The 24,269-nt window shown below is 74.8% G+C and carries 22 protein-coding genes and 1 riboswitch; of the genes, 14 read left to right on the forward strand and 8 right to left on the reverse strand.

Features of this window, described 5'->3' with window-relative positions; translation table 11 throughout:
- Window positions 1–7: 7 nt before the first annotated feature.
- The 5 genes from AQJ11_RS07125 to AQJ11_RS07145 all read right to left on the reverse strand — a co-directional run bounded on the left by AQJ11_RS07125 (window position 8) and on the right by AQJ11_RS07145 (window position 4,851).
- Entirely contained in the window at window positions 8–1,009 is a 1,002-nt protein-coding gene (locus AQJ11_RS07125; protein WP_014676291.1) for a proline racemase family protein, read from the reverse strand.
- 13 nt (window positions 1,010–1,022) lie between these two features.
- Window positions 1,023–1,922: a dihydrodipicolinate synthase family protein gene (locus tag AQJ11_RS07130; RefSeq protein ID WP_014676292.1), complete on the reverse strand. Its 900-nt coding sequence runs from the start codon at window positions 1,920–1,922 to the stop codon at window positions 1,023–1,025.
- 79 nt (window positions 1,923–2,001) lie between these two features.
- Complete coding sequence (locus AQJ11_RS07135) at window positions 2,002–3,399, reverse strand: FAD-dependent oxidoreductase (RefSeq protein WP_059262239.1); 1,398 nt, start codon at window positions 3,397–3,399, stop codon at window positions 2,002–2,004.
- The gene (locus tag AQJ11_RS07140) at window positions 3,392–3,694 is read right to left on the reverse strand and encodes a (2Fe-2S)-binding protein (RefSeq protein ID WP_107120797.1); all 303 of its coding nucleotides are present in this window, start codon (window positions 3,692–3,694) and stop codon (window positions 3,392–3,394) included. The genes AQJ11_RS07135 and AQJ11_RS07140 overlap by 8 nt, the downstream gene beginning before the upstream one ends.
- Window positions 3,691–4,851, reverse strand: coding sequence for an NAD(P)/FAD-dependent oxidoreductase (locus AQJ11_RS07145; RefSeq protein WP_059262240.1), 1,161 nt, complete (start codon window positions 4,849–4,851; stop codon window positions 3,691–3,693). The genes AQJ11_RS07140 and AQJ11_RS07145 overlap by 4 nt, the downstream gene beginning before the upstream one ends.
- Before the next feature lie 140 nt (window positions 4,852–4,991).
- Between AQJ11_RS07145 and AQJ11_RS52360 the strand changes: the two genes are divergently transcribed.
- The 10 genes from AQJ11_RS52360 (at window position 4,992) to AQJ11_RS07185 (ending at window position 14,355) form a co-directional block, all read left to right on the forward strand.
- Window positions 4,992–5,114 (forward strand): putative leader peptide, encoded by a 123-nt coding sequence (locus AQJ11_RS52360; protein WP_341846274.1) that lies wholly within the window; start codon window positions 4,992–4,994, stop codon window positions 5,112–5,114.
- A gap of 82 nt (window positions 5,115–5,196) precedes the next feature.
- Window positions 5,197–6,084, forward strand: coding sequence for a glutathione S-transferase C-terminal domain-containing protein (locus AQJ11_RS07150; RefSeq protein WP_059262241.1), 888 nt, complete (start codon window positions 5,197–5,199; stop codon window positions 6,082–6,084).
- A gap of 77 nt (window positions 6,085–6,161) precedes the next feature.
- Window positions 6,162–6,272: riboswitch (SAM riboswitch) on the forward strand.
- A 353-nt stretch (window positions 6,273–6,625) separates the two neighbouring features.
- Window positions 6,626–7,609, forward strand: a complete 984-nt coding sequence (locus AQJ11_RS07155; RefSeq protein ID WP_014676297.1) for an amino acid ABC transporter permease — start codon at window positions 6,626–6,628, stop codon at window positions 7,607–7,609.
- Window positions 7,606–8,394, forward strand: a complete 789-nt coding sequence (locus tag AQJ11_RS07160) for an amino acid ABC transporter ATP-binding protein (protein WP_014676298.1) — start codon at window positions 7,606–7,608, stop codon at window positions 8,392–8,394. The genes AQJ11_RS07155 and AQJ11_RS07160 overlap by 4 nt, the downstream gene beginning before the upstream one ends.
- 115 nt (window positions 8,395–8,509) lie before the next feature.
- The gene (locus tag AQJ11_RS07165) at window positions 8,510–9,529 is read left to right on the forward strand and encodes an ABC transporter substrate-binding protein (protein ID WP_014676299.1); all 1,020 of its coding nucleotides are present in this window, start codon (window positions 8,510–8,512) and stop codon (window positions 9,527–9,529) included.
- Between the two features lie 47 nt (window positions 9,530–9,576).
- On the forward strand, window positions 9,577–10,386 hold the full coding sequence (locus tag AQJ11_RS07170; RefSeq protein ID WP_059262242.1) for a GNAT family N-acetyltransferase: 810 nt from the start codon (window positions 9,577–9,579) through the stop codon (window positions 10,384–10,386).
- 14 nt (window positions 10,387–10,400) lie between these two features.
- Window positions 10,401–10,514, forward strand: a complete 114-nt coding sequence (locus tag AQJ11_RS52615; RefSeq protein WP_359834900.1) for a putative leader peptide — start codon at window positions 10,401–10,403, stop codon at window positions 10,512–10,514.
- 129 nt (window positions 10,515–10,643) lie between these two features.
- On the forward strand, window positions 10,644–11,846 hold the full coding sequence (locus tag AQJ11_RS07175) for an LLM class flavin-dependent oxidoreductase (RefSeq protein ID WP_059262243.1): 1,203 nt from the start codon (window positions 10,644–10,646) through the stop codon (window positions 11,844–11,846).
- Window positions 11,847–11,872: 26 nt separating this feature from the next.
- Entirely contained in the window at window positions 11,873–13,273 is a 1,401-nt protein-coding gene (locus AQJ11_RS07180) for an NtaA/DmoA family FMN-dependent monooxygenase (RefSeq protein WP_059262244.1), read from the forward strand.
- Window positions 13,270–14,355: an LLM class flavin-dependent oxidoreductase gene (locus AQJ11_RS07185; RefSeq protein ID WP_059262245.1), complete on the forward strand. Its 1,086-nt coding sequence runs from the start codon at window positions 13,270–13,272 to the stop codon at window positions 14,353–14,355. Before AQJ11_RS07180 ends, AQJ11_RS07185 begins: the two co-directional genes overlap by 4 nt.
- 96 nt (window positions 14,356–14,451) lie before the next feature.
- Here AQJ11_RS07185 and absR1 read toward each other — a convergent pair whose 3' ends face one another.
- Entirely contained in the window at window positions 14,452–15,537 is a 1,086-nt protein-coding gene (gene absR1 / locus AQJ11_RS07190) for a beta-glucuronidase AbsR1 (protein ID WP_059262246.1), read from the reverse strand.
- A gap of 94 nt (window positions 15,538–15,631) precedes the next feature.
- Here absR1 and AQJ11_RS07195 point away from each other — a divergent pair, with 94 nt between their 5' ends.
- Window positions 15,632–17,356, forward strand: coding sequence for a LuxR family transcriptional regulator AbsR2 (locus AQJ11_RS07195; RefSeq protein WP_059262247.1), 1,725 nt, complete (start codon window positions 15,632–15,634; stop codon window positions 17,354–17,356).
- A 344-nt stretch (window positions 17,357–17,700) separates the two neighbouring features.
- Here AQJ11_RS07195 and AQJ11_RS07200 read toward each other — a convergent pair whose 3' ends face one another.
- Window positions 17,701–20,313, reverse strand: a complete 2,613-nt coding sequence (locus AQJ11_RS07200; RefSeq protein ID WP_244218133.1) for a CHAT domain-containing protein — start codon at window positions 20,311–20,313, stop codon at window positions 17,701–17,703.
- A gap of 76 nt (window positions 20,314–20,389) precedes the next feature.
- On the opposite strand from AQJ11_RS07200, the gene AQJ11_RS07205 reads away from it, so the two are divergent.
- The 3 genes from AQJ11_RS07205 to AQJ11_RS07215 are packed head-to-tail and all read left to right on the forward strand — an operon-like array spanning window position 20,390 to window position 22,928.
- Window positions 20,390–21,829 (forward strand): S8/S53 family peptidase, encoded by a 1,440-nt coding sequence (locus AQJ11_RS07205; protein ID WP_014676307.1) that lies wholly within the window; start codon window positions 20,390–20,392, stop codon window positions 21,827–21,829.
- Window positions 21,826–22,464, forward strand: a complete 639-nt coding sequence (locus AQJ11_RS07210; RefSeq protein ID WP_208616450.1) for an RNA polymerase sigma factor — start codon at window positions 21,826–21,828, stop codon at window positions 22,462–22,464. The genes AQJ11_RS07205 and AQJ11_RS07210 overlap by 4 nt, the downstream gene beginning before the upstream one ends.
- Complete coding sequence (locus AQJ11_RS07215) at window positions 22,461–22,928, forward strand: hypothetical protein (RefSeq protein WP_059262248.1); 468 nt, start codon at window positions 22,461–22,463, stop codon at window positions 22,926–22,928. Before AQJ11_RS07210 ends, AQJ11_RS07215 begins: the two co-directional genes overlap by 4 nt.
- A gap of 373 nt (window positions 22,929–23,301) precedes the next feature.
- Here AQJ11_RS07215 and AQJ11_RS07220 read toward each other — a convergent pair whose 3' ends face one another.
- Window positions 23,302–24,093 carry an N-formylglutamate amidohydrolase gene (locus tag AQJ11_RS07220; RefSeq protein ID WP_059262249.1) on the reverse strand — a complete coding sequence of 264 codons (792 nt, stop codon included), beginning with the start codon at window positions 24,091–24,093 and terminating at the stop codon, window positions 23,302–23,304.
- Window positions 24,094–24,269 lie beyond the last annotated feature (176 nt).

Below are 24,269 nucleotides of genomic sequence, written 5' to 3' on the forward strand. Positions count from 1 at the left end.
GAGGACGCTACAGGACGAACCCTTCCGGGAACGGATCGGTCGGGTCCAGCAGGTACTGCGCGGTCCCCGTGATCCACGCGCGGCCGGTGAAGCTGGGCAGCACGGCCGGGACCCCGCCGACCTCCGCGGTCCCCAGCAGCCGGCCGGTGAACCGGGTGCCGATGAACGACTCGTTCACGAACTCGGTGTGCAGCGGGAGTTCGCCGCGCGCGTGCAGTTGCGCCATGCGCGCGCTGGTCCCCGTGCCGCACGGGGACCGGTCGAACCAGCCGGGGTGGATGACCATGGCGTGCCGGGAGTGCCGGGCCGTGGCGCCGGGCGCGTGCAGGTGGACGTGGTGACAGCCCCGGATCGAGGGGTCCTCCGGATGCACCGGCTCCGCCTCCGCGTTGATCGCGTCCATCAGGGACAGGCCGGCCGCGAGGATGTCGTCCTTGCGGGCGCGGTCGAAGGGCAGCCCGAAGGCGTCGAGCGGCAGGATCGCGTAGAAGTTGCCGCCGTAGGCCAGGTCGTAGGTGACGGTGCGGCCGTCCGGGAGGGTGATCGCGCGGTCCAGGGCCACGGCGAACGACGGCACGTTCCTCAGCGTCACGTTCCGCGCGGCGCCGTCCTCCACCGCGACCTCGGCGACCACGACCCCCGCCGGGGTGTCGAGCCGGATCGTGGTCACCGGTTCCGTGACCTCCACCATGCCGGTCTCGACCAGCACGGTCGCCACGCCGATCGTGCCGTGCCCGCACATCGGCAGATAGCCGGAGACCTCGATGTAGACCACGCCCCAGTCGCAGTCGGGGCGGGTCGGCGGCTGAAGGATCGCGCCGCTCATCGCGGCGTGTCCGCGCGGCTCGTTCATCAGCAGCTGTTTGACGTCGTCGCGGTGTTCGCGGAACCACAGCCGCCGTTCGTTCATGGTCGCCCCCGGGATGGTGCCGATCCCGCCGGTGATCACGCGGGTCGGCATGCCCTCGGTGTGCGAGTCGACGGCGTGCAGGACGAGCTTGCTGCGCATGGTCCGGCTCCTCTCACGCCAGGCCGGCGGCGACGGCCTTCTCGGTGGCCGCGCGGACCGCGGCCTCCTGCTCGGGCAGCAGCGGCACGCGCGGCGGGCGCACCGGGCCGCCGTACCGCCCGACGACGTCCATGGAGAGCTTGATCGCCTGGACGAACTCCGTCTTCGAGTCCCAGCGCAGCAGCGGGTGCAGTTGCCGGTACAGGGGGAGCGCGGTGGTCAGGTCACCGGCCAGCGCGGCGCGGTACAGCTCCGCCGACGCACGCGGCAGCGCGTTCGGGTAGCCGGCCACCCAGCCCTTGGCGCCGGCCACCGCCAGCTCCAGCAGCACATCGTCGGCGCCGATCAACAGGTCGAGCTCCGGGGCGAGTTCGGCGATGCGGTAGGCGCGGCGGACGTCACCGGAGAACTCCTTGACCGCGTGGACGAGCCCCTCGCCGTGCAGCCGGGCGAGGAGTTCGGGCACCAGGTCGACCTTCGTGTCGATCGGGTTGTTGTACGCCACCACCGGCAGGCCCGCCTTCGCGACCTCCGCGTAGTGGGCGAGGACGGAGCGCTCGTCGGCGCGGTAGGCGTTGGGCGGCAGCAGCATCACCGACGCGCAGCCGGCCTCGGCCGCCCGCTCGGCCCAGCGGCGGGCCTCGGCCGAGCCGTACGCGGCGACGCCCGGCATCACCCGCTCCCCGCCGATCGCGGCCACGGCGGTCTCCACCACCCGGGCGCGCTCCTCGGGGGTGAGCACCTGGTACTCGCCGAGCGAGCCGTTCGGCACGACGCCGTCGCAGCCGTTCGCGACGAGCCAGGCGCAGTGCTCGGCGTAGCGGTCGTGGTCGACCGAGAGGTCGGCGCGCAGCGGGAGGGCGGTGGCGACGAGGATGCCGCGCCAGGGGCGGTGGTGCTCGGGGTTGCTCATGGTGATCCCTCATTCAATGGGGTGTGACATATTACTGAGCGGTCCGGAAGGCCGGTCAGGGGCGGGGCGGGCCGCCGCCTCAGTCCGTCTCCGGCAGGGCGGCCAGGACGCCGAGCGGTACCGGCCGGGCGAACGGCCGCCGTCCGGCGGTGAGCGGGCAGCCGGTCAGGCCCGCCACCGCGGGCGCGCACATCCGCCCCTGGCACCAGCCCATCCCGGCCCGGGTGAGCAGCTTCACCGTGCGCAGGTCGCCCGCGCCGAGCGAGTCGACGGCCCCGCGCACCTCCCCGGCGGTGACCTCCTCGCAGCGGCACACCACCGTCTCGTCCGGGACCCGGTCCGCCCAGCCCGCCGGCGGGGCGTACACCGCGTCCAGGGCCGTGGCGAACGCGCGCAGCCGGGCGCGGGTCCGGGCGGCGGCGCCCCAGCCGCCCGGGTCGGGGGCGGTGCCGCGCAGCCGGGCGGCGGCCGAGCGCCCGGCGATGTGCCCCTCGGCGAGCGCGAGCGCCGCGCCGCCGACGCCGGTGGCCTCCCCGGCGGCCCAGACGCCCGGCACGTCGGTGCGCTGCTCGGCGTCGACCCGTACGGCGGTGCCGGACAGGGCGCAGCCGAGGGTCTCGGCGAGGTCGGTGTGCGGCAGCATGCCGTGGCCCACGGCCAGGGTGTCGCAGGGGATGCGCCGGGCGCTGCCGGGCCGCGGGCGTCCGTCCCGGCCCAGCGCGGCCACCGTCACCGCCTCCAGCCGGTCGGCGCCGTGCGCCGCCACGACGGTGTGCCGGGCCAGGGTGCGCACGCCGTGCCGCAGCAGCCGGGCCGCGTAACCGGCGCCCTCGGCGAGTTTGCCGGGCTGTGCGGCCAGCGCGGGCGCCCGGTGGAGCAGCGCGCCGGGACCGGCGGACTCCACCAGCGCGGCGACCCGCGCGCCGGCCGCGGCGAGCCCGGCGGCCACCGGCAGCAGCAGCGGTCCGGTCCCGGCCACCACCACCCTGCGGCCGGGCAGCACCAGACCGCCCTTGAGCATGGCCTGCGCCCCGCCCGCCGTGACGACGCCGGGCAGCGTCCAGCCGGGGAAGGGCAGCACCCGCTCGTAGGCGCCGGTGGCGAGCAGTACCGCGTCGGCGTGCACGGTGACGCCGTCCTCCTGCGCAGGGCCGAGCAGGGCGTGCACGGCGAACGCTCCGGAGGCGGATTCCCGCGCCACGCACCACACATGATGGTCGGCCAGATGAGTGATCCGGCCGGCCGTGCGGTGCCGGTCCAGGCCGTCCCGCAGCCGTTCCCAGGTGCGCCACTGGTGGTGCAGGGCCTGGGGCCGGCGGGCGCCGAGGGCGGCGGCGGGCTGCCGGTAGAACTGTCCGCCGGCCTGGTCGGCTGCGTCGACCAGGGTCACCCGGACGCCCCGTGCGGCCGCCGCCAGCGCCGCGGCGAGCCCGGCCGGGCCCGCGCCGACGACGGCGAGGCGCGGTCGTTCAGTCATCGTCCCGGCCCGTCCCCTCCTGCGTGCGGATGTCGTCTCCCGGGCGCACCGGAACCAGGCAGGCCCGTTGGTTGGGGCGGCCGTTGACGATGACCAGGCAGTCGAAGCACACCCCGATCCCGCAGAACACCCCGCGGGGCTGCCCGGCGCCCCGTGTGCCGCGCCAGGCCGTCACGCCCGCCGCCCACAGCGCCGCCGCCACCGTCTGGCCCGGCAGCGCCTCCAGGGGCCGGCCGTCGAAGGTCACGGTGCAGGCGGGGCCCGGCCGGGCCCGGGTCAACTCCCTCGGATTCACCGGACGTCGCCTTTCTCGGTGTCGAACCGCTCCGGCCGGAACGGCGTGAGGTCCAGCTCCGGCGCCTTCCCGGTGAGTGCCTGCGCGATCAACTGCCCGGTACCGGGGGCCAGTCCGATGCCGGCGCCCTCGTGCCCGCAGGCGTGGAACAGGCCGGGCACCCGCGGATCGGGCCCGATCGCCGGCAGGTGGTCCGGCAGGTACGGCCGGAAGCCCGCGTACGTGCGCAGCGCGCGGACCCTTTCCAGGAACGGGAACAGCCCGATCGCCCCGGCGGCGAGCGCCCGCATCGCGGTCAGCGACAACGACCGGTCGAAGCCGACCCGTTCCCGGGTGGCGCCGATCAGCACCGGACCGGCGGCCGTGCCCTCCACGACCGGTGAGCTGCGCAGCGCGGCCGAGTCGCTGGCCACGTCGGCCACGTAGTCCGCCGCGTACACCTTGTGCCGGACCATGCGCGGCAGCGGCTCGGTGACCAGCACGAAGCCGCGCCGGGGGAGCACCGGCAGCCGGACGCCGGCGAGCGATGCGAGGTCGCCGCCCCAGGTGCCGGCCGCGTTCACCACCGCCGGTGCGTGGATGTCGCCCCGGTCGGTGCGGACGCCGCGGACCGCTCCCCGCGCGGTGCGCAGCACCCCGGTCACCGTACGGCCGGTGTGCAGGGCGGCGCCGGAGGCGCGGACCAGGTGTGCGGCGGCCAGCGCGGGCATGACCTGGGCGTCCTGCGGGTAGTGCACCGCGCCCGCCATGCCGGGCGCCACGTACGGTTCCACATCGGCCAGTTGCCCGGCGTCGACCGGTACGGCGGTGACACCGGCGGTGCGCTGGTCCGCGGCGAAGTCCCGCAGGGCGGCCAGGGCGCCGGGCGTCGAGGCGACCACGAGGCCGCCCTTGGGCTCGTACTCGATCGCGGCGCCCAGTTCCCCCGCCAGCTCGGCCCACAACCGGGCCGACAGCAGTGCGAGTTCGAGTTCCGGGCCCGGCTCCTTGTCGGAGACGAGCAGGTTGCCCTCGCCGGCTCCGGTGGTGCCGCCGGCCACCGGGCCCCGGTCCACCAGTCGTACGTCGAGTCCGGCGCGCGCGGCGTACAGGGCGCAGGCCGCGCCCGTCATTCCGGCCCCGACGACCACGACATCGCAGGTCAGTAGCTTCGCCACGCCAGTACTATGTCACATGTTCCTCTCTCTGAGGAGTACCCGGCGCCGACATCGATCCCCAGGCGTGGACGCCCCCTTGACGTCGTACGGAGCCCGTTCGACACTCCAGGGAGGGAATCCTAGTGAACAGGTAGGGAATCATGACGCGCCGCGGAACGGGCACCGGCCGGACGGGCCGGACGCCGTTGCGCGTACCCCTGCTCACCTCCCGTCGCCACATCGACCTCCAGCGCGTTTGCAGCGCGATCAGCCGCCACCGCTGAGCCGGGCCGCCCCTTCGCCCCCACCGGCCGGTCACGCCCGCGCCGGCGCGCCCCTTCGCACACCCACCACCCGGGGAGACGCATGTCCATCACTCCGCTCGCCGCCGTCCCGTCCACCCGCGCCACCGCACCCGTCTTCCGGGGCCGGATCGGCCGGGACGCGCGCAGCGGCCACTACGCCGTGCCGCACCGCTACCGGCTCCATCTGTCGACCGCCTGCCCCGACGGGCTGCGCCTCGCCGTCGGCCACAGCCTGCTCGGCCTGGACGCCCGTTGTCCCGTCACCCTCCTGCCCGCCGTCCCGGACTGTCCCGGCGGCGGCCACGCCGTGCTCCGCCCGCTCTACGAGGCGAGCGCCCACCACTACACCGGCCCGGCGCTCGCACCCGTGCTCAGCGACGACTGGTCCGGACGCATCGTCAGCACCCACACCCCCGACATCCTGCGCGACCTGGACCGCTTCAGGCCGGGCGGCGACGCCCGCCTGTACCCCTCCGGCCTGGAGTCCGTGATCGAGGCCGTCGAGCGGATGTGCGCCGAGGGCATCGAGGAGGCCGCGCAGAGCGCCGGACGCGCCGGTGCCGACCCCGCCGAACGAGCCGCCGCCCTCGACGTGCTGCTGGACACCCTGGGCCGGCTGGAGCGGCGGCTGAGCGGCGAGGAGTACCTGGCCGACGACCGGCTCACCGCCGCCGACATCGAGCTGTGGGTCACCCTCGTGCAGCTCGACACCGTCCACCGCTGCCACCTCGACGCCTCCGCCGTGCACCGCATCGCCGGCCACCACGCCCTGTGGGCCTACGCCCGCCGCCTGGCCGCCCACCCCGCCTTCGGCCGCCACCTCGACCTCGACGGCATCGCCCGCCGCCACCACGGCCGCTGCCAGGGCCTGGAGGCCGCCGGAGCCGCTGTCCAGATCCTGGACTGGGCAGGCCATGCCGCGGACGCCCCGGACGCTTCGCGCAGGTGAGAGCGGGCCTGTGATGTCCACTGGGCGGACGGCCGTTGACATTCGAACGGGCAACTGCCTTACTTACGGCTCAGAACGGTCATGAGCGTCAGCGCCAAGCCCTGGCTCGCTGACCGGCAACCCTCGCATCGCGGTGGGGTGCCCCAGGTGACGACCGGACCGGATGACGTTTTCGGTAAGCGCGAGGCCCCCCGGGGCCGCAACAGTGACAGGTGACGCCATGTACGCAGCTCCCAGGACGGCCGCGAGCCGCCCCCAGGGCTGCGTACCGTCGTACGCCGGTCTCCTCGTCGCCGACCGCGCCGTCGATCTGCTCCGCGTGAACAGCGCACTGTGTACCGCACCGGGCTCTGCCCGCTGTCAGGGCTGACGTCTCCTCCCAGCCCCCGCGTTCCCGCCGCACACCGTCCGTCCGGTGTGCCGTTGTCCGCCCAGCCCCCGGTTCCGCGCCTGTCCGTGCGCCGCCTCGTGCCCCAGTGCCGTCGTGGCCCACCTCCGCTCCCGCGCGGCCCCGGGGTGACCGACTCCGCCGGAGCCCGCCATGAGTGAACTCCCAGGCGCCGCCGTCTCCCTAGCCGAGGCGCCGGCCCCCGCCGACACACCGTCAGAATCCCCGTCCGCCCAGCGGGTCCAGCCGCTGCGCCGGCCCGGCCGGTGGATCGTCACCGCCGTCGTCCTCGTGCTCGTCGCGCAGATCCTGCACGGACTGGTCACGAACCCCTTCTACCAGTGGGACCGCTTCCGTTACTGGTTCCTGCGCCCCACCGTCCTCGACGGCCTCCTCGTCACCCTCGAAGTCGCCGCGCTCAGCGCCGTCCTGGGGCTCCTCGGCGGCATCCTGCTGGCACTCGCCCGGCTCTCCGGGAGCCCGGTGCTGCGCGCGGTCAGCTGGACCTACACCTGGCTGTTCCGCTCCGTACCGCTCATCGTCGTACTGATCTTCCTGTACAACTTCAGTGCCCTGTACAAGACGTTGAGCCTCGGCGTGCCGTTCGGACCCGCCTTCGTCACCTTCGACGAGTCCCGGCTGGCCACGGACATGACGATCGCCGTCATCGGCCTCAGCCTCAACGAGGCGGCGTACGCGGCCGAGGTGGTCCGCGGCGGCATCCTCTCCGTCGACCAGGGACAGCACGAGGCCGCCGCCGCGCTCGGCCTGCCCCAGGGCTACCGGTTCCGCAGGATCGTCTTCCCGCAGGCCCTCAGGTCCATCACCCCGAACTACGTCAACCAGCTCATCGGCCTCGTCAAGAGCACGTCCCTGGTCTTCTACGTGTCGCTGCTCGACCTGTTCGGCGCGGTGCAGTCGATGGGCAGCACCTACCCCGGTGACGTCGTGCCGCTGCTGATGGTCGCCACCGTCTGGTACCTGATCCTCACCAGCGCCGTGTCCGTCGTCCAGTTCTACGTCGAGCGGTACTACGCCCGGGGCGCCACCCGCACCCTGCCGCCGACCCCCTTGCAGAAGGCCCGGGCCGGCCTCGCCGACCTGCGGGCCCGGCTGAGCCGGGAGGCCGCCGTATGACCGCGCAGACCCTGCCGAAGGCCGCCCCCGCCGCGCTCGAAGTGCACGGCGTCCACAAGTGGTACGGCTCCCACCGCGTCCTCGACGGCATCGACCTGACCGTCCGCCCCGGCGAGGTCACGGTGATCCTCGGACCGTCCGGCTCCGGCAAGTCCACGCTGCTCAGGGTCGTCAACCACCTGGAGAAGCCCGAGATCGGCCACGTCAGCGTGGGCGGCGAGCTGATCGGGGTGAAGCGGCACGGGGACCGGCTCAGGGAACTCAGCGAGCGCGCCATCCTCGCCCAGCGCAGCCGGATCGGCTTCGTCTTCCAGAACTTCAACCTCTTCCCGCACCTGACCGTCCTGGAGAACGTCGCCGCGGCACCCGCCGCCACCGGCAGGCTGACCAGGGCGGCGGCCCGGGAACTCGCCCGGGAACTCCTCGACCGCGTCGGACTCGGCGACAAGACCGGCGCCTACCCGCGGCAGCTGTCCGGCGGCCAGCAGCAGCGCGTCGCCATCGCCCGCGCCCTCGCCCTGCGGCCCGGGATCATCCTCTTCGACGAGCCGACCTCGGCACTCGATCCCGAACTCGTCGGCGAGGTGCTGGCCGTCATCAAGGACCTGGCCACCAGCGGCACCACCCTCGTCATCGTCACCCACGAGATCGGCTTCGCCCGCGAGGTCGCCGACCGGGTCGTCTTCATCGACGGCGGCCGGATCGTCGAACAGGGCCCGCCCGGCGAGGTGCTGGACCGGCCCCGGCATACACGGACCCGGGAATTCCTCGGCAAGGTGCTCTGACCGCGCCGCCCGGCAAGGTGTCCGGGCTCGGCCGCTCGGGCCCTCCACGACCCCCACCCCCCACCGCACTCCCATCGCTCATCACCCTCATCAGCGAGACAAGGACAGCCACGCCATGCCCAGCCACCTCTCCCGACGCGCCGTGTTCCGCGGCATCACCGCGGCGACCGCCGTCGCCACCCTCGCCACCGGGCTCGCCGCCTGCGGAGGCGACAGCGAAGCCGTCACCAAGACCGACACCGCCGGCACGGTGACCGTGGGGCGGCTGTCCAACGGAGCCGCCAAGGAGACCGCGCTGAAGGTCTCCGAAGTGAAGTCCATCAGCGCCGAACTGCCCGCCTCCGTGCGCAGGAGCGGCAAGCTCGTCATCGGCGTCGGAGCCCTGCCCTCGGGCTCCGCGCCGCTGAACTTCGTGGGCAGCGACCAGAAGACCCTCACCGGCTCCGAGCCCGACCTCGGCCGCCTGGTGGCCGCGGTCCTCGGCCTGAAGCCCGAGATCAGGAACTCCACCTGGGAGAACCTCTTCGTCGGCGTCGACAGCGGCAAGGTCGACGTGGCGTTCTCCAACGTCACCGTCACCGAGGAACGCAAGCGGAAGTACGAGTTCGCCTCCTACCGCAAGGACAACCTGGCCTTCGAGGTGCTGAAGAAGAACTCCTGGAACTTCGACGACGACTACGAGAACCTCGCCGGCAAGACGGTCAGCGTGGGCGCCGGCACCAACCAGGAGAAGATCCTCCTGGAGTGGAAGGCCAAGCTGGCCAAGGAGGGCAAGACGCTCACCGTCAAGTACTTCCCGGACCAGAACGCCACCAACCTGGCGCTCGCCAGCGGAAAGATCGACGCCTTCCTCGGTCCCAACCCCGCGGTCGCCTACCGCGCCCGGCAGACCGCGAACACCCCCAACGCCACCCGCAACGCGGGCACCTTCTCCGGTGCCGGAGAGACGCTCCAGGGCCTGATCGCCGCGACCGCCAAGAAGGACAGCGGACTCGCCAAGCCGCTCGCCGACGCCCTCAACCACCTGATCGAGAACGGGCAGTACGGCAAGTGGCTGGCCGCCTACGGCCTCTCCAACGAGTCCGTGGCGAAGTCGGAGGTCAACCCGCCCGGGCTGCCGCTGGACAACTCCTGACGGGACGCCGCCCCACCGACATGGAGTCAACAGAGGGGATCGCTTCCGTGGCCCACCCGACCGACGTCCGCCCAGGCGCGGCCCCGCTCCCGCCCGCCGACCCCGTCCTGGACAACGCCGTCTGGGCCGCCCTCACCGGCCCGCACGCCCACCTCGCCGACCGGTACGGCCGCGCGGCCCGCTACCGGCCGGAGACCTACGCCTTCGCCGCGCTCGCCGACCCGGCGGACCCGGCGGCCTGGGCCGACCTGCACACGCTGGTCGGTCCGGGAAACCCGGTACGGGTCAAGCCGGTCGAGCGGGTTCCCGACGGCTGGGAGGTGCTCGACCAGGGCGTGGGAGTCCAGCTCGTGGACACCGCGCTGCGGGCCGAGCCGGACCCGCGGGCGGTCCGCCTGGGAGCCGACGACGTCCCCGAGATCCTCGATCTGGTGGCCCGCACCCGGCCGGGCCCGTTCCTGAGGCGGACCGTCGAGATGGGCACCTACCTCGGCATCCGGCACCGGGGCAGGCTCGTCGCCATGGCGGGGGAGAGGCTGCGGCCGCCCGGCTGGACCGAGATCAGCGCCGTGTGCACCGACCCCGCGTACCGCGGCCGGGGACTGGCCACCCGGCTGGTGCGCGCGGTCGCGGCCGGCATCCGGGACCGCGGCGACATCCCGTTCCTGCACGCCGCCGCCGACAACACGCCCGCGATCCGGCTCTACGAGTCGATCGGGTTCACCCTGCGCCGCCGCTCCCGCATCACGCACCTGCGCAGCCCGGGAACAACCGGCGCCGGCCGGACGTTGGACGTCACGACGAGATCCGCAAGGCGGACGCCGACCCGGCCCGCCGCGCCCGACGGACGGAGGTGACGGCCGTGACCCGAGTGCCCCCGCGGGCCCGCCCGCCGCGTGCCCCGCACCCGTACCGGTCCGTCCGTCTGCACTCCCGGCCGCACATCGACCTCCAGCGCGTGTCCGCCGCGCTCTGTCGCCACTGACCTCTCCCCGGCCCTCGCCCCGGCCAGGGGCTCCTCCCGCCGCGCCCGCCCGTGGCCGACGCCGCCCGCCCGGCCGCCGCCGGCCCCGTGAGCCGGCGTTCTCGTACGGACATCAAGGAAGGCACCGACGTGTCCCCAACTCCCGCCGCACCCCTGCACCTCGCCGTCGCCCTGGACGGCACCGGATGGCACCCGGCGTCCTGGCGCGAGCCGGTCGCCCGCCCCCACGACCTGTTCACCGCCGGCTACTGGACCGACCTGATCACCGAGGCCGAGCGCGGCCTGCTCGACTTCGTCACCATCGAGGACGGCCTCGGCCCGCAGTCCTCCCAGATCCTCACCTCCGACGAGCGCACCGACCAAGTCCGCGGCCGGCTCGACGCGGTCCTCATCGCCTCCCGCGTCGCCCCGGTCACCCGCCACATAGGTCTGGTCCCGACCGTGGTGGCCACGCACACCGAGCCGTTCCACATCTCCAAGGCGATCGCCACCCTCGACTACGTCAGCACCGGACGCGCGGGCCTGCGCGTGCGGACCGACTTCCGCCCGGACGAGGCCGCGCACTTCGGCCGGCGCACCATCCCCCGGATCGACGGCTTCGACGCCCCGGACGCGCAGGCGACGATCACCGACCTGTTCGACGAGGCCGCCGACTACGTGGAAGTGGTCCGCCGGCTCTGGGACAGCTGGGAGGACGACGCCGAGATCCGGGACGCGGCGACCGGCCGCTTCATCGACCGGGACAAGCTGCACTACATCGACTTCGAGGGCCGCTGGTTCAGCGTCAAGGGCCCGTCCATCACGCCCCGCCCGCCGCAGGGCCAGCCCCTGGTCACCGCCCTCGCCCACCAGACCGTCCCGTACCGGCTCGTGGCCCGTCAGGCCGACGTCGGCTACGTCACCCCGCACGACGCGGATCAGGCCCGGGCGATCGTCACCGAGATCCGCGCCGAGCAGCAGGCGGCGGGCCGTGCCGGCGAGACGCTGCACGTCTTCGGGGACCTCGACGTCTTCCTGGACGACAGCCGGGCCGGGGCCGAGGCCCGCCGCGACCGCCTCGACACCCTCGCGGGCGAGCCGTACACCAGCGATGCCCGGATCTTCACCGGCACGGCCGCCGAACTCGCCGATCTGCTGGAGGAGCTGGCGGAGGGCGGGCTGACCGGGTTCCGGCTGCGGCCCGCGGTCGCCGGCCACGACCTGCCCCGGATCACCCAGGACCTGGTACCCGAGCTGCGGCGCCGCCGCCGCTTCCGGGACGCCTACGAGGCCGGCACCCTGCGCGGCCTCCTCGGCCTCGCCCGCCCCGCCAACCGCTACGCAGCAGCCTGAACGCCGGAGAGGACGACCGTACCGCCATGAGCAAGCCGCTGAAGCAGATCCACCTGGCCGCGCACTTCCCCGGCGTCAACAACACCACCGTGTGGAGCGACCCGGCCGCCGGCAGCCACATCGAGTTCAGCTCCTTCGCCCACTTCGCGCGGACCGCCGAACGCGCCAAGTTCGACTTCCTGTTCCTCGCCGAGGGACTCAGGCTGCGCGAGCAGGGCGGCCGGATCTACGACCTGGACGTGGTCGGCCGCCCCGACACCTTCACCGTGCTGGCCGCGCTGGCCGCCGTCACCGACCGGCTCGGCCTGACCGGCACCATCAACTCCACGTTCAACGAGCCGTACGAGGTGGCCCGCCAGTTCGCGAGCCTGGACCACCTCTCCGGCGGCCGGGCCGCGTGGAACGTGGTCACCTCCTGGGACGCCTTCACCGGCGAGAACTTCCGGCGCGGCGGCTTCCTCCCGCAGGAGGAGCGCTACTCCCGCGCCAAGGAGTTCCTCGCCACCGCGCACGAACTGTTCGACTCCTGGCGCGGCGACGAGATCATCGCCGACCAGGCCACCGGGACCTTCCTCAGGGACGCCAAGGCCGGTGCCTTCGTGCACCAGGGGCAGCACTTCGACATCCACGGCCGGTTCAACGTCCCGCGCTCCCCGCAGGGCCGCCCGGTCATCTTCCAGGCGGGCGACTCCGACGAGGGCCGCGAGTTCGCCGCCGAGGCCGCGGACGCGATCTTCAGCCGGTACTCCACGCTGAAGGAGGGCCAGGCCTTCTACACCGACGTCAAGTCCCGCCTCGCCGCGTACGGCCGCCGCCCCGACCAGCTCCTCATCCTGCCCGCCGCGACCTTCGTCCTCGGCGACACCGACCAGGAGGCCGCCGAACTCGCCCGCGAGGTGCGCCGGCAGCAGGTCAGCGGCGCCACCGCCATCAAGCACCTGGAGTTCGTCTGGAACCGGGACCTGTCGGCGTACGACCCGGACGGCCCGCTGCCCGAGGTGGACCCGGTGGTGAGCGAGGACCACATCTCCCGGGGCCGCGCCCAGGTACGGATGTACCGGGACCCGGTGGCCATCGCCCGCGAGTGGCGGCAGCTCGCCGAGGCCAACAGGTGGTCCATCCGCGACCTGGTCATCAACACCGGCAACCGGCAGACGTTCATCGGCTCCCCCGAGACCGTCGCGCGGACCATCAACGACTTCGTGCAGGCCGACGCCTCCGACGGCTTCATCCTCGTCCCGCACATCACCCCCGGCGGGCTCGACCCGTTCGCCGACAAGGTGGTCCCGCTGCTCCAGGAACAGGGCGTCTTCCGCGCCGACTACGAGGGCACGACCCTGCGCGACCACCTCGGCCTCGCCCACCCCGATGCCGACACCGAGGCCCGCAGCCGCACCAGTGCCCCGCCCGCGCGGGCCGCGTCGTGAAGTTCCTCGCCATCACCCTGATCGTGCACCGGCCGGACCCGGTCACCGGAGTCCTGGTGCCGACGCACGAGCGGTTCCGCGAGGTGCTGGACAACGCGGTGCTGGCGGAGGAGCTGGGCTTCGACGGATTCGGCGTGGGGGAGCGGCACGAACGGCCGTTCCTCTCCTCCGCGCCGACCGTCGTCCTCAGCCATGTCGCCGCGCTCACCCGCCGCATCCGGCTCTTCACCGCCGTCACCACGCTCAGCCTGCTCGACCCGGTCCGGGCCTACGAGGACTACGCCACCTTGGACCACCTCTCCGAGGGGCGCCTCGACCTGATCATCGGCAAGGGCAACGGCACCGCGCAGCGCGAGCTGTTCCACGTCACCCCCGAGGACCAGTGGGACCGCAACGCCGAGAGCTACGAGGTGTTCCGGCGGCTGTGGCGGCAGGACCGGGTGACCGCCGACACCCGGTTCCGGCCACCGCTGAAGGACGCCGAGGCGTGGCCGCGGCCGTACCAGCGGCCGGTCCGCGTCTGGCACGGCAGCGCCACCAGCGAGGAGTCCGTGGACCTCGCCGCCCGCTACGGCGACCCGCTGTTCTCGGCGAACGTCACCCATCCCGTGGAACCGTACGCCGAACTGGTCCGCCACTACCGGGAACGCTGGGAGCACTACGGCCACGACCCGGCGGCCATCGCGGTGGGCGCCGGCTCGGCCGGACTGTGCGTCGCCCGCACCTCGCAGGAGGCGCTGGCGGCGTACCGCCCGGTCTTCGAGAGCAACCTGGCCTTCCAGCGGTCGGCGGGCCTGCCCGTGGTCTTCGAGACCCTGGAGGACTTCGTGGCGCGCAGCTCGGCGCTGATCGGCAGCCCCGAGCAGGTCATCGACAAGGTGCACCGCTACCACGAGCGGCTGGGGCACACCGTGCTGCACGTGACCGCGGACGCCGGCGGCCTGCCCGCCGCCCGGCACCGCGCCTCGCTGGAACTGTTCCAGTCGGCCGTCGCGCCGACGCTGCGCCGGGAGATCCCGGACCCGCCGTTCGCCTGGGCGCCGGTCCTGCCCGCCGGCGCGGCACAGACACCGGCGGCGTAGACACCGGTGTGGGCGTGGACGTCACCTCCCCCGTAGGTGACGTCCACGCCCGTTCCCCCCGGTGCCGGACAGTGGCTCTGTGTCGTCCGTGTGCCGTCACCAGCACATGACGGCCGTCTCCCCCGACCCCCACGTGGAGTACAGGCGGACCCGGACGACATAGCGGCGGCCCTTGACGAGCCGGACGCGGACGGCGGCGTTGTCCGGCGTGCCGCCGTCGTCGTGGCCCGCGAGGAAGCGCGGTTCCCCGTCGCGCTGCTCGAAGACCACCAGCACGGTGTCGGCGTCGCCGAAGGTGCCCACGGTGTACTCGCGGGTCTCCGGCGGCTCGACGGTGAAGTCGGCCTGCTCGCCCGGCCCCAGTCCGAGCGGCGCGGACCGGAACGGCACCAGTCCGGCCGGCCCGCCCGGATCGGCGGGCGGGTACCAGCGGAGAACGAACTCCTTGTCGGCCGGGGAGGGAGCGCCGGGCGGACGCAGCCCCCCGCGGTACTGCTCCGGCTCCAGCACCAGCCCCGGCCCGAGCGGCAGCGTCATCACCGACTGCGGATCCCACACCGAGCCGCCCGCCTCACAGGCGTCCAGCGGACGCAGCACGTTCGTGTACGTCGTCTCCCGGCTCCAGAAGTTCGGCGGGCCCGCCAGTTCGGCGTACACGGCCTCGTCGTCCCAGTGCAGCCCGGCGAACGGACTCTGGTGCTCGTGCACCATGCCGAGCGCGTGCCCGATCTGGTGCAGGACGGTCCCGCGCTCCCCGGGCGCGGTCACGTCCCAGCCGAGGTTCATGGTGCGCTCCCCCCGGCCCACCGACAGCGCCTCCCGGCCGACCGCCGACCAGGACCCCGCACCGGCCTGGAACCCGATCCGCAGCTCCGCCTCGTGCCGGTCGCCGACCTCGGCGAACGCGACGCCGATGCCGAGGTCCTGCCACTCGGCGAAGCACCCGCGGACCACGTCCCGCTGCTCCTCGCCGCCCGCCCACGGCACCCGGCGCAGCTCCCCGGTCCCGGGGACCGGGACGACCGAGGCGTCCGTGCGGGCGTCCAGGAAGCAGTAGTGCAGGACCGTGCCGTTGACCCACATCCGCCGCCCGGCGAGCAGCGCGCCCAGCCGCTCGGCGGTCAGCCCCGGTGCGAACGACGGGGCCGACTGCCGCGGAAGCGAGCAGAGGCGTCGGGTCATGCGGCCAGCGTGCCCGCCGCCCCGGCCGCACGCCTGAGTCGGGGGCTACTCAAGTCGCCCTGTATCAAACCTGAGTACGCGCGCTCAGTACGGTGTGAGGACTTACGAACAGGACGCGAAGACCCTGGAGCTGCCCTGGCCGTTCACCGGCCGGGCCGACGAACTGGAGCTGGTGCGCGGCGCGCTGACCGCCGGCCGGCCCGGCATCGTGGTGACCGGCCCGGCGGGCCGTGGCAAGACCCGGCTGATCACGGAGGCGGTCCGGGGCACGGACCACGCCCGGGTGACCGGCACGCCCGAGGCCCGGGACCTGCCCCTCGCGGCCTTCGCGCACCTGCTCCCCGACACCGTCTCGCTGCACCGCGCGGTCCGCGCGCTGTCCGGCGTACGGCTCCTGGTCGTGGACGACGCCCAGCTGCTGGACGAGACCTCCGCCGCCCTGGTCCACCAGCTCGCCGTGCAGGGCCGCACCCGCCTGGTCGTGGCCGCGGCGGACGGACCGCCCGCGCCCGGCGCGGTGTCCCGGCTGTGGACCGGGGAACTGCTGCCCCGGCTGGCCCTCGACCCGCTGTCCCCCGAGGACACCGCCCAACTGCTCGCCGGCGCCGGCCTGGAACCGCTCACCGTGCGCCGGCTGCACCAGGCGTGCCGGGGGGACCTGCGGCTGCTGCGCGACCTGGTGACCGCGCTCACCGGGTCCGGCCGGCTGACGCCCGTCCCGGACACCGGGGAACACGCCTGGCGCGGCCCCCTGCCGGTCACCCCGGCCGTCCGCGAGCGGCTGGCCCCCGCCCTGGAGCGGTCCGGTCCCGGCGAACGCGACGCCCTGGAACGCCTCGCGTTCGCCGAGCCCCTGCCGCTGCCCGTGGACGAGCTGGACCTGGACGTCCTCGAACGCCTGGAGGCGGACGGCCTGATCGACGTCGACGACCAGGGCGCCGTCAGCCTCGCCCACCCCCTGCACGGCGCCGCGCTGCGCGCCACGGCCGGCCGGCTGCGGGCCCGCCGGCTGGCCCGCGCGCCCTTCGCGCACGGCCCCGCGCTCGACGCCGAACAGCGCACGCTGGTCCGGCGGATGGACCGGCTCGACGTCCGGCCGGTGCCGGCGCCGGCGGGGGAGTGGCTGGTCGCGCAGGGCGGCCTGCTGCCGGCCGGGTACGCCGAGGTCCGCGCCCGGTTCGCGCGCCTGCGCGGTGAGCTGCGGGAGGCGGCGGCGTGGGCCCGGGAGGGGCTGCGGGAGACCCCGTCGCACGGCGGGTGCCTGAGGGAACTCGCGCTGGCCGAAGGGACGCCGGGTGAGGTGACCGAGCCGGACGGCGTCCACGCGCTCTACGCCGCCGTACGCCTCGGCGAGCCCGGGCGGGCTGCCGGGCGGCTGCCGGCCGGCAGCGTGTTCGCCCGGCACGCGGACGCGCTGGCGCGCGGGGACGGGCCCGCGCTGGACCGCGCGGCGCAGGCGCTGGCCGAGCGGGGCTTCCTGCTGTACGCGGCGGAGGCGTACGCGCAGGCGGTACGGGTCCACCGTGATCCCCGGGCCGCCCGGCTGTCCCGCACCCGGGCCGTCGCGCTGGCCCGCCGCTGCCAGGGGGCGCGCACACCCGCGCTGGCCGGACTGGTCCTCGGCGAACTCACCGCCCGGCAGCGGCAGATCGTCACGCTGGCCGCGGCGGGGCTGAGCAACCGGGAGATCGCCGAGCGGCTGACACTGTCCGTGCGGACGGTCGGCAACCACCTGTACAGCGCCTACACCCGGCTCGGTACGGGGGACCGGGGGGCGTTGCCCTGGCTGGCGGACGTACCGGAGAGGGAGACGGCCTAGGTGTGCTGTCCGGGGAGGCGGTGAGCGTGGGCGGGTACGGCGGCGCCGTCGGCCGGGCCGGGGCCGTCACGCGGTGCTGGTCGTGCGGTACTCGCTGTCCGAGGCCGGGCTTCCGCTGGGGGGGGGCGTGGAGCGCACCGCCCCACAAGTGCCCTCCGCCGTAAGCGCGATGGGCGGGCGGGGCCTGCTACTGGCGGCTTCCCGCGCGGTGTGGTCACGGGGACCGCGGTCGCCCACGGCTCGCTGGGCTGGGCGGCGCTGGGCCTGCCGGGACGGGAGTGGCGGGGCGAGGCCGCCTGGCCGTCCGTCACGCGGCGCAGCCGCCGGGATGGACACACCCGCGCTCACGCCGCCCCGAACGCCGCGAACGCCCAGCCCGTCGCCTGGTGCACCGCGTCGCCCGGCAGGGCCGTCCGGGCGTCCCTCAGCGCCTCGGCCAGGGAGAGGCCCGCGCCGAGACCCTTGTGCAGGGCCAGCATCAGCGGGACGACCGCCGCGTCGTTGACCGGGGCGCTGCTCGCCACCACCCCGGCCGTCCCCAGCGGCAGCAACGCCGTGACCAGGCCGAGGAGTTCGTCGGCCCCGACCGAGGCGAGGCGGGCGGTGTCGCAGCTCGACAGGATGATCCGGTACGGGCTGCGCGCCAGGCGCTCGAAGTCGTGGACGATCAGCGGGCCGTCGGCCATGCGGAGGGCGGAGAACAGGGGGCTGTCGGCGCGGAACGTGCCGTGCGCCGCGAGATGGGCGAGACCCGCGCCGTCGAGTTCCGCCAGCACCCGGGGCACCTGGGCGTCGTCGCCCTCCAGGACCGTCGCCGTGCCGTACCGGTCGGCCAGTTCGGGCACCTCCGCGCCGCCCGTCGCGAGGCCGGGGCCGCGCACCAGCACGGGCCGTCCGTCCGGCGGCGGAGTCGTCTCCCGGGCGCGCAGCCAGCTGTTCGCCGACGGCGACACGCTGAGCACCCGCTCCCGCAGCGCGGGCAGCAGCGCCCACGGCACCCGGTGCAGCGCTCCCGGCGGCACGATCACCACCGGGCCCGGACCGAGGTGCCGTACCGCCCCGGCCAGCAGGAGTTCCTCCAGGCGCCGGCCGGCGGCCTCCACGAGAGGGAGCCGGGCCTCGGCACCCGGGTGCGCGAGCCGCCGCAGCCCGGCCTGCACATGCTCGGCCTCGGCCACCGCCTCCGCCAGCGAGCCGCCGGCGAACCGCCGCACCTTCCCCTGCCCGCACAGCAGGACGTGCACCCGGCCGTCGACCACCGCCAGTTCGACCAGCCGCACGTCACCGAGCCGGTCCAGCAGCTGGCCCACGTCGAGACGGTCGCCCGCGTCGGCGGCGGCCCCTCCCATGTGCCGGGTGCGGGAGCGGATCTCCCGTTCCAGGCGCCGCTGTTCGCGCTCCAGCGCCGGCACCGGGCGGCCCTCCATCCGGGCGGCCTCCGCGCGGGCCGCGATCTCCCGGTAGGCGGTGAGCCCGCTCAGCAGCGCCGGATCGTCGGGCGGCCGGGTCGGCGGCGCGGACAGCACGGTCGCCCGCCACCGCTCGCTCCACCCGAGCAGCCGCCGCGGAGAGCCCTCGGCGAGGCTCACCTCCTGCGCCAGCGCGGCCAGTTCGGCGCCCTGCGCGGTCGCGTGGGCGCGCAGCTCCGAGGCGCCCAGCGTCATCCGGTGATCGTCCAGCACGTCCAGGCCGCGCCGGCACGCCTCCAGCACACCGCGCCGGGAGCCGGCCGCCCGCGCCCGCAGCGCCTGCGCCGCCCAGCCCGTCATCCGGGCCGGCGGCGGCCCGCCGTGCCGGCTGCGGGCGGCGACCGCCAAGTGCCGTTCCGCGTCCGCCGTCCAGCCCAGCGCCAGCGCGATCCGGCCCGCGAGCAGGGAGGCCTCGGGCGCGGCCGGGGAGCCGAAGGAGGCCAGCCGCTCGGCGACCGCCGCCGCGTCCGCGACCATCCGCCCCGACCGGCGCCCGGCCGCCACCCGCGCCTCGATCAGCACCAGCCGGGCGTGCGTCTCCCACCAGGTCCGGCGCTGCGCCGCGAACAGCCGTACGGCCACGGCCGCGCGGGCTATGGCGGTGTGCGCCTCCCCGGCCGAACGGGCGGCCCGCGCGGCGGCCAGCAGCAGCTCGGCCTTGCGGGTGGACTGCCCGCCGATCCGGTCCAGCAGCGCGATCGCCGCGTCCGCCTCGGCCAGCGCCTCCGGGGCGAGTCCCGCCGCCATCAGCACCTCGCAGCGCCGGATGGACAGGTTGTAGGTGGGGGTGTCCAGCTTGGCGTAGCGCTCCTCGGCCTCGTCCAGCAGCCGCAGCGCCGCCGGGATGTCGCCGGAGCGGAACGCGGCCAGGCCCCGGCTCTCCACCGCGTCCGCCTTGTCGTGCTCCTGGCCGGTGGTGTCCCACAGCCGCTCCGCCGCCGAGAAGTCGGCGACGGCCCGCTCCACCGCGCCGAGCGCCAGGTGCACGGTGGCCCGCAGGGTCAGCGCCCGCGCGGTCCAGATGTCGTCGGCGACCTGCCGCAGGACGGGAAGGGCCCGCCGTACGTCCTCCAGGGCCTCGCGGTGGTGCCCCAGCACCCACCACACGTACGCCCGCCGGTACAGCACCCGGGCCCGGGTGTGCCCACTGCCCCGGGCGACCCCCCGCTCGAAGGACGCGAGCCCCTGCCGTGTGCGCCCCGCGTGCACCAGTGCGACCCCGAGGGTCGCGAGCACATCGGCCTCCCGGTCGGCCGACTCGGCGCGCGCGGCCAGGTCGCGGGCCCGCCGCAGATGCCTCAGCGCGATCCGCAGATCGCCGAAGTCCCGCTGCCAGATGCCGAGCACCTGGTGGGCGACGCTCGCGTGGACGGGTGACGGCGCGGCGCGCAGGACGTGTTCGGCACGTGCCCGGGCCTCGCCCGGATCGGCGAACACCATGGGCAGCAGTTCGAGAACCGGCTCGCTTCCCGCTGTCACGTCTCGCATGGTAGTGGCCTGTTGTATCAGACGGCGGTCCCGTGGCTCTCACTGTCGACCACCGTCTTGAGGGGGAGGACACCACATGGCACCACACCGATTCCACGAGCAGTTCCACCACATCCAGCGCTCGCTGCCGGACGTCCCCCTCACCATGGGTCCGGACGACTCCGCCGGGTACTTCTACGAGAAGGGCGTCGTCCTCGTCCGGGACGGCGAGGAGGCCCGGTTCGTCGAGGACGCCGTGCGCACGCACTTCACCGAGACCCAGGGACTCGTCCCCGACCACGTGCGCCGCCTGGGCCCGCGGGCCGGCCGTACCGGCGTCACCCGCATCCGGGTCGGCGACCCGGCCGAGGGCGAGGACAGCGTGCCGCACGCCCTGCGCGCCGTGCGGGCCGCCGAGGACCGCCAGGGGCGCCGGCTGGCCGGCCGCAACCACGTGGTGCACATCGCGGGGAACGTCAACGCCTGCCCCGGCGACGAGCCGGTGCCCGTCCCGCGCACCGAGACCCCGAACCCGGCCCCCGCCGAGGGCCGTTACGACCCGGCCACCGCGGTCGGCGTCCTCGTGATCGACACCGGGCTCATGCACGACCACCGCTCCTACCCGCTGCTCGCCCACACCACGGGCGACGCCCAGCTGACCGAGACCGACGCCGACGGAGTGCTGCGCCAGTACGTCGGCCACGGCACGTTCATCGCCGGGATCCTCGCGGCCGTCGCCCCCAACACCGACATCACCGTGCGCGGCACGCTCAACGACGCCGGTGCCGTCCTGGAGTCGGAGTTCGGCGCCCTGCTCTTCGACGCGGTCGACCGGGGCGGCTGGCCGGACATCATCAGCCTCTCCGCGGGCACGCCCAGCACGGACACCGACGGCCTGATCGGCCTGGACGCGTTCATGGCGGAACTGCGCGAGCAGCGCACCCTGCTGGTGGCCGCCGCCGGCAACAACGGCAGCGACATCCCGTTCTGGCCCGCCGCCTACGCCGGCCTGCCCGAGTTCGCCGACTGCGTGCTGTCGGTCGGCGCCCTCCGCGCGGACGGCGCGTCCGGGGCCTGCTTCACCAACCACGGGCCGTGGGTGCGCGTCCACGCCCCCGGCGAACGCCTCACCAGCGCCCTCACCGGCTTCACCGCGCCCGTGCCCTACGTCTACCAGCACTCCACCTACGACGCCTGCCGGTTCGGCGCAGGCGCCGCCGACTACGCCTGCACCTGCCGGTTCCCGCGCCACACCGGTGTGCTGAGCGAGGGACGGGAGAGCACCGGCGCCAAGCCGGACCAGGTCATGTTCGACGGTCTGGCCCAGTGGAGCGGCACCTCCTTCGCCACCCCGGTGGCCGCGGGACTCGTCGCCGCCCGGATGACGGCGTACCGGGAACGCGACCCGCGCGCGGCCGGCGCCGGGCTGCTGGCGGCGGACGCGGAGCGGGCCGAGGTGCGCGGGGCGCCCGTCGCGGCGCTCCGCCCGCCCACCTGGCGCCCCGTCCCCGCCGTGATCACGGCGCTGCCCGCATGAGGGCCGGAACCCTCCGCTCCACGGCGTACGATGACAGGCCGTACACAAGGGGTGGAGCCGTGGACCGAACAGAGGTCGGCGCGTTGGTCCAGTCCGCCGTCGACGGGGACGCCGCGGCCTGGAAGGCGCTGGTGGAAGGGATGAGTCCGCTGGTGTGGTCGGTCGTGCGGGCACACCGGCTGTCGGACGCCGACGGGCACGAGGTCTTCCAGACCACCTGGTTCCGCTTCGCCCAGCACCTGGGCCGCATCCGGGAACCCGACAAGGCCGGTGCCTGGCTGGCCAGTACGGCCCGGCACGAGTGCCTGAAGGTGCTCAAGGGCCTGGCGCGGCTGACCCTGACCGACGATCCACGGGTGCTGGACCGGGCCAGCGAGGACCGGACGCCGGAAGAGACGTTCATCGATTTGGAGGAGGCGGCGGACCGGGCCGAGCGGGTCCGCCGCCTGTGGCAGGAGCTGGACGGACTGGGCGAGCGCTGCCGGCAGTTGCTGCGCGTGCTGATGGCCTCGCCGCCGCCCAGCTACGGGGAGATCTCGGCCGCCCTCGGCATCGCGGTCGGCAGCATCGGCCCGCTCCGCCAGCGCTGTCTGCGCCGGCTGCGGGCCCGGATGGACACGCGGGGTGCGGTGTGAACGGCGACGAGCGGCCCGAGGGCCCGGAGGAGTTCGCGGACGGGCTGCTGGAGGAGGAGCTGCGCCAGGCGGCAGCCGTCCTGGACCCGGTCCCGGCCGAGCTGGTCCAGGCGGCGCTGGACGCGTTCGCGCTGCACGACCTGGACGCCCGGCTCGCCGAGCTGACCTTCGACTCGCTGGTGGACGCACTGCCGGTCAGAGGGGTCACGGACGCGCCGCGCATGCTGACGTTCCGCGCGGGCGAGGTGACCGTCGATGTGGAGGTCACCGAGGAGGGGCTGATCGGCCAGCTGCTGCCGCCGCAGTCGGCGCGGATCGAAGTGCTCGGCGGCCCGCAGACGACCCACCCGGTCATCGCCGACCCCCTCGGCCGGTTCACCAGCGACGCCCCGCCGACCGGCCCGTTCGCCCTGCGCCTGCGGACCGGCGCGGAGGTGATCGTCACGGAGTGGCTACGGGCCTGAGCGGACCGGATCGGACGGGGTGACGGGACCGACCGGACACTGACCGACGCGCCCAGGGCCTGGGCCCCACCCTGTCGGTGGGCCTGGGAGAGTGGGGTTGCCGGGGCGAGCCGGGTGCCGGGTTCTGGGCGCGGTGTGCCGGGTGGGCGAGTCGTGTGCCGGGCGGGAGCTGGTCGAGACGGGCCCCGGGCCGAGCCATGTAAGGCCGGCCGGGTGCCGGGCCTTGGCCGAGGTGTGCCGGGCGGGCAAGCCAGGGCCGTGGCAGTGGTCGGACGGCGCTCGCCCGCCGGTCGGAAATCGTGTCCGCCTGGCCCCGGAAGCCGTCCACCACCTTGCGCTTCGCCCTGGTCCCGGCGCTGCTGCGGCCGGTCGGCTACACCGCGTCGACGAGTGCCGCCAGTGCCGTGGCGAGGCGGTGCAGGCCGGGGCCGGCCGGGCCGCCCGGTTCCGTCATGTACGTGTCCCGCCGGATCTCCACCATCAGCGCGCCGACCCGGGCGTCCGTGCCGTAGAACTCCAGCGGTACGTACGTCCCGGCGAAGGGGCTGTCCAGGCCCGTCTCGCCGCAGCCGGCGAACGCCTTGCGGGCGGCCTCGGTCAGCTCCGGCGGGGTGTGGAAGGCGTCCGTGCCCAGGCACACCGGCGGGCGCGGCCCGCTGCCGTGCAGCTCGTACGGGAGCGGCTGCGCCGGATACGAGTGCACGTCGATGATCACCGCGCGCCCGGTCGCGGCCAGCCGGTCGGCCACCGCCTCCGACATGGCCGCGGCGTACGGGCGGAAATAGCGGGCGAGCAGCGGCTCGGGGTCGGTGTCCGCGGGCCGCAGCTCACCCTTGTGCGTGGTCCGCGTGTACACGGCGCCCATCCCCACGGCGAGCATTTCCTCCCGCTCGTCCGGGAACCGCTCCGGGTCCACCACCAGCCGCGACAGCCGGTTCACGAACCGCCAGGGCCGCAGCCCGGCGAGCGCGGCGGCCTCCTCGGCGATCCGGGCGGTGTGCGCGTCCGTGATGTGGTCGAGCTCCCGCTCCAGCCCGGCGTCGTCCAGCACGATGCCGGCGCGTACGTCCTCCGGTATCGCCCGCGAGGAATGCGGCACGTGCAGCAGTACCGGCGAGTCGGCGGCACCGGGGAGGAGGTCGAACGAGGGGACGGTCTGGGACACCGGCTGCTCCTGGGGTGTGGGTGGCGTGCACGATCAAGGTGCCATACGGCACTGACAACGGCTCCCGCCCGGCACGCCTCCGCCCCGGCCGGGGTCCCGGCCGGGGCGGAGGGCACGTCACCTCGACGGCTCAGGTGCCCGCGGCACCAGCTCGGCCGCCGCGGGCACCAGGGCAC

It is taken from the genome of Streptomyces corchorusii (assembly GCF_001514055.1).
GTDB classification, from domain to species: domain Bacteria; phylum Actinomycetota; class Actinomycetes; order Streptomycetales; family Streptomycetaceae; genus Streptomyces; species Streptomyces olivaceoviridis.

What these genes read in the sequence shown, in the direction of transcription:
- AQJ11_RS07125 (WP_014676291.1), bottom strand. Translation starts at nt 1,009, where the DNA reads ATGCGCAGCAAGCTCGTCCTGCACGCCGTCGACTCGCACACCGAGGGC.
- AQJ11_RS07130 (WP_014676292.1), bottom strand. Translation starts at nt 1,922, where the DNA reads ATGAGCAACCCCGAGCACCACCGCCCCTGGCGCGGCATCCTCGTCGCC.
- AQJ11_RS07135 (WP_059262239.1), bottom strand. Translation starts at nt 3,399, where the DNA reads ATGACTGAACGACCGCGCCTCGCCGTCGTCGGCGCGGGCCCGGCCGGG.
- AQJ11_RS52360 (WP_341846274.1), top strand. Translation starts at nt 4,992, where the DNA reads ATGACGCGCCGCGGAACGGGCACCGGCCGGACGGGCCGGACGCCGTTG.
- AQJ11_RS07150 (WP_059262241.1), top strand. Translation starts at nt 5,197, where the DNA reads ATGTCCATCACTCCGCTCGCCGCCGTCCCGTCCACCCGCGCCACCGCA.
- AQJ11_RS07155 (WP_014676297.1), top strand. Translation starts at nt 6,626, where the DNA reads ATGAGTGAACTCCCAGGCGCCGCCGTCTCCCTAGCCGAGGCGCCGGCC.
- AQJ11_RS07160 (WP_014676298.1), top strand. Translation starts at nt 7,606, where the DNA reads ATGACCGCGCAGACCCTGCCGAAGGCCGCCCCCGCCGCGCTCGAAGTG.
- AQJ11_RS07165 (WP_014676299.1), top strand. Translation starts at nt 8,510, where the DNA reads ATGCCCAGCCACCTCTCCCGACGCGCCGTGTTCCGCGGCATCACCGCG.
- AQJ11_RS07180 (WP_059262244.1), top strand. Translation starts at nt 11,873, where the DNA reads ATGAGCAAGCCGCTGAAGCAGATCCACCTGGCCGCGCACTTCCCCGGC.
- absR1 (WP_059262246.1), bottom strand. Translation starts at nt 15,537, where the DNA reads ATGACCCGACGCCTCTGCTCGCTTCCGCGGCAGTCGGCCCCGTCGTTC.
- AQJ11_RS07200 (WP_244218133.1), bottom strand. Translation starts at nt 20,313, where the DNA reads ATGCGAGACGTGACAGCGGGAAGCGAGCCGGTTCTCGAACTGCTGCCC.
- AQJ11_RS07205 (WP_014676307.1), top strand. Translation starts at nt 20,390, where the DNA reads ATGGCACCACACCGATTCCACGAGCAGTTCCACCACATCCAGCGCTCG.
- AQJ11_RS07210 (WP_208616450.1), top strand. Translation starts at nt 21,826, where the DNA reads ATGAGGGCCGGAACCCTCCGCTCCACGGCGTACGATGACAGGCCGTAC.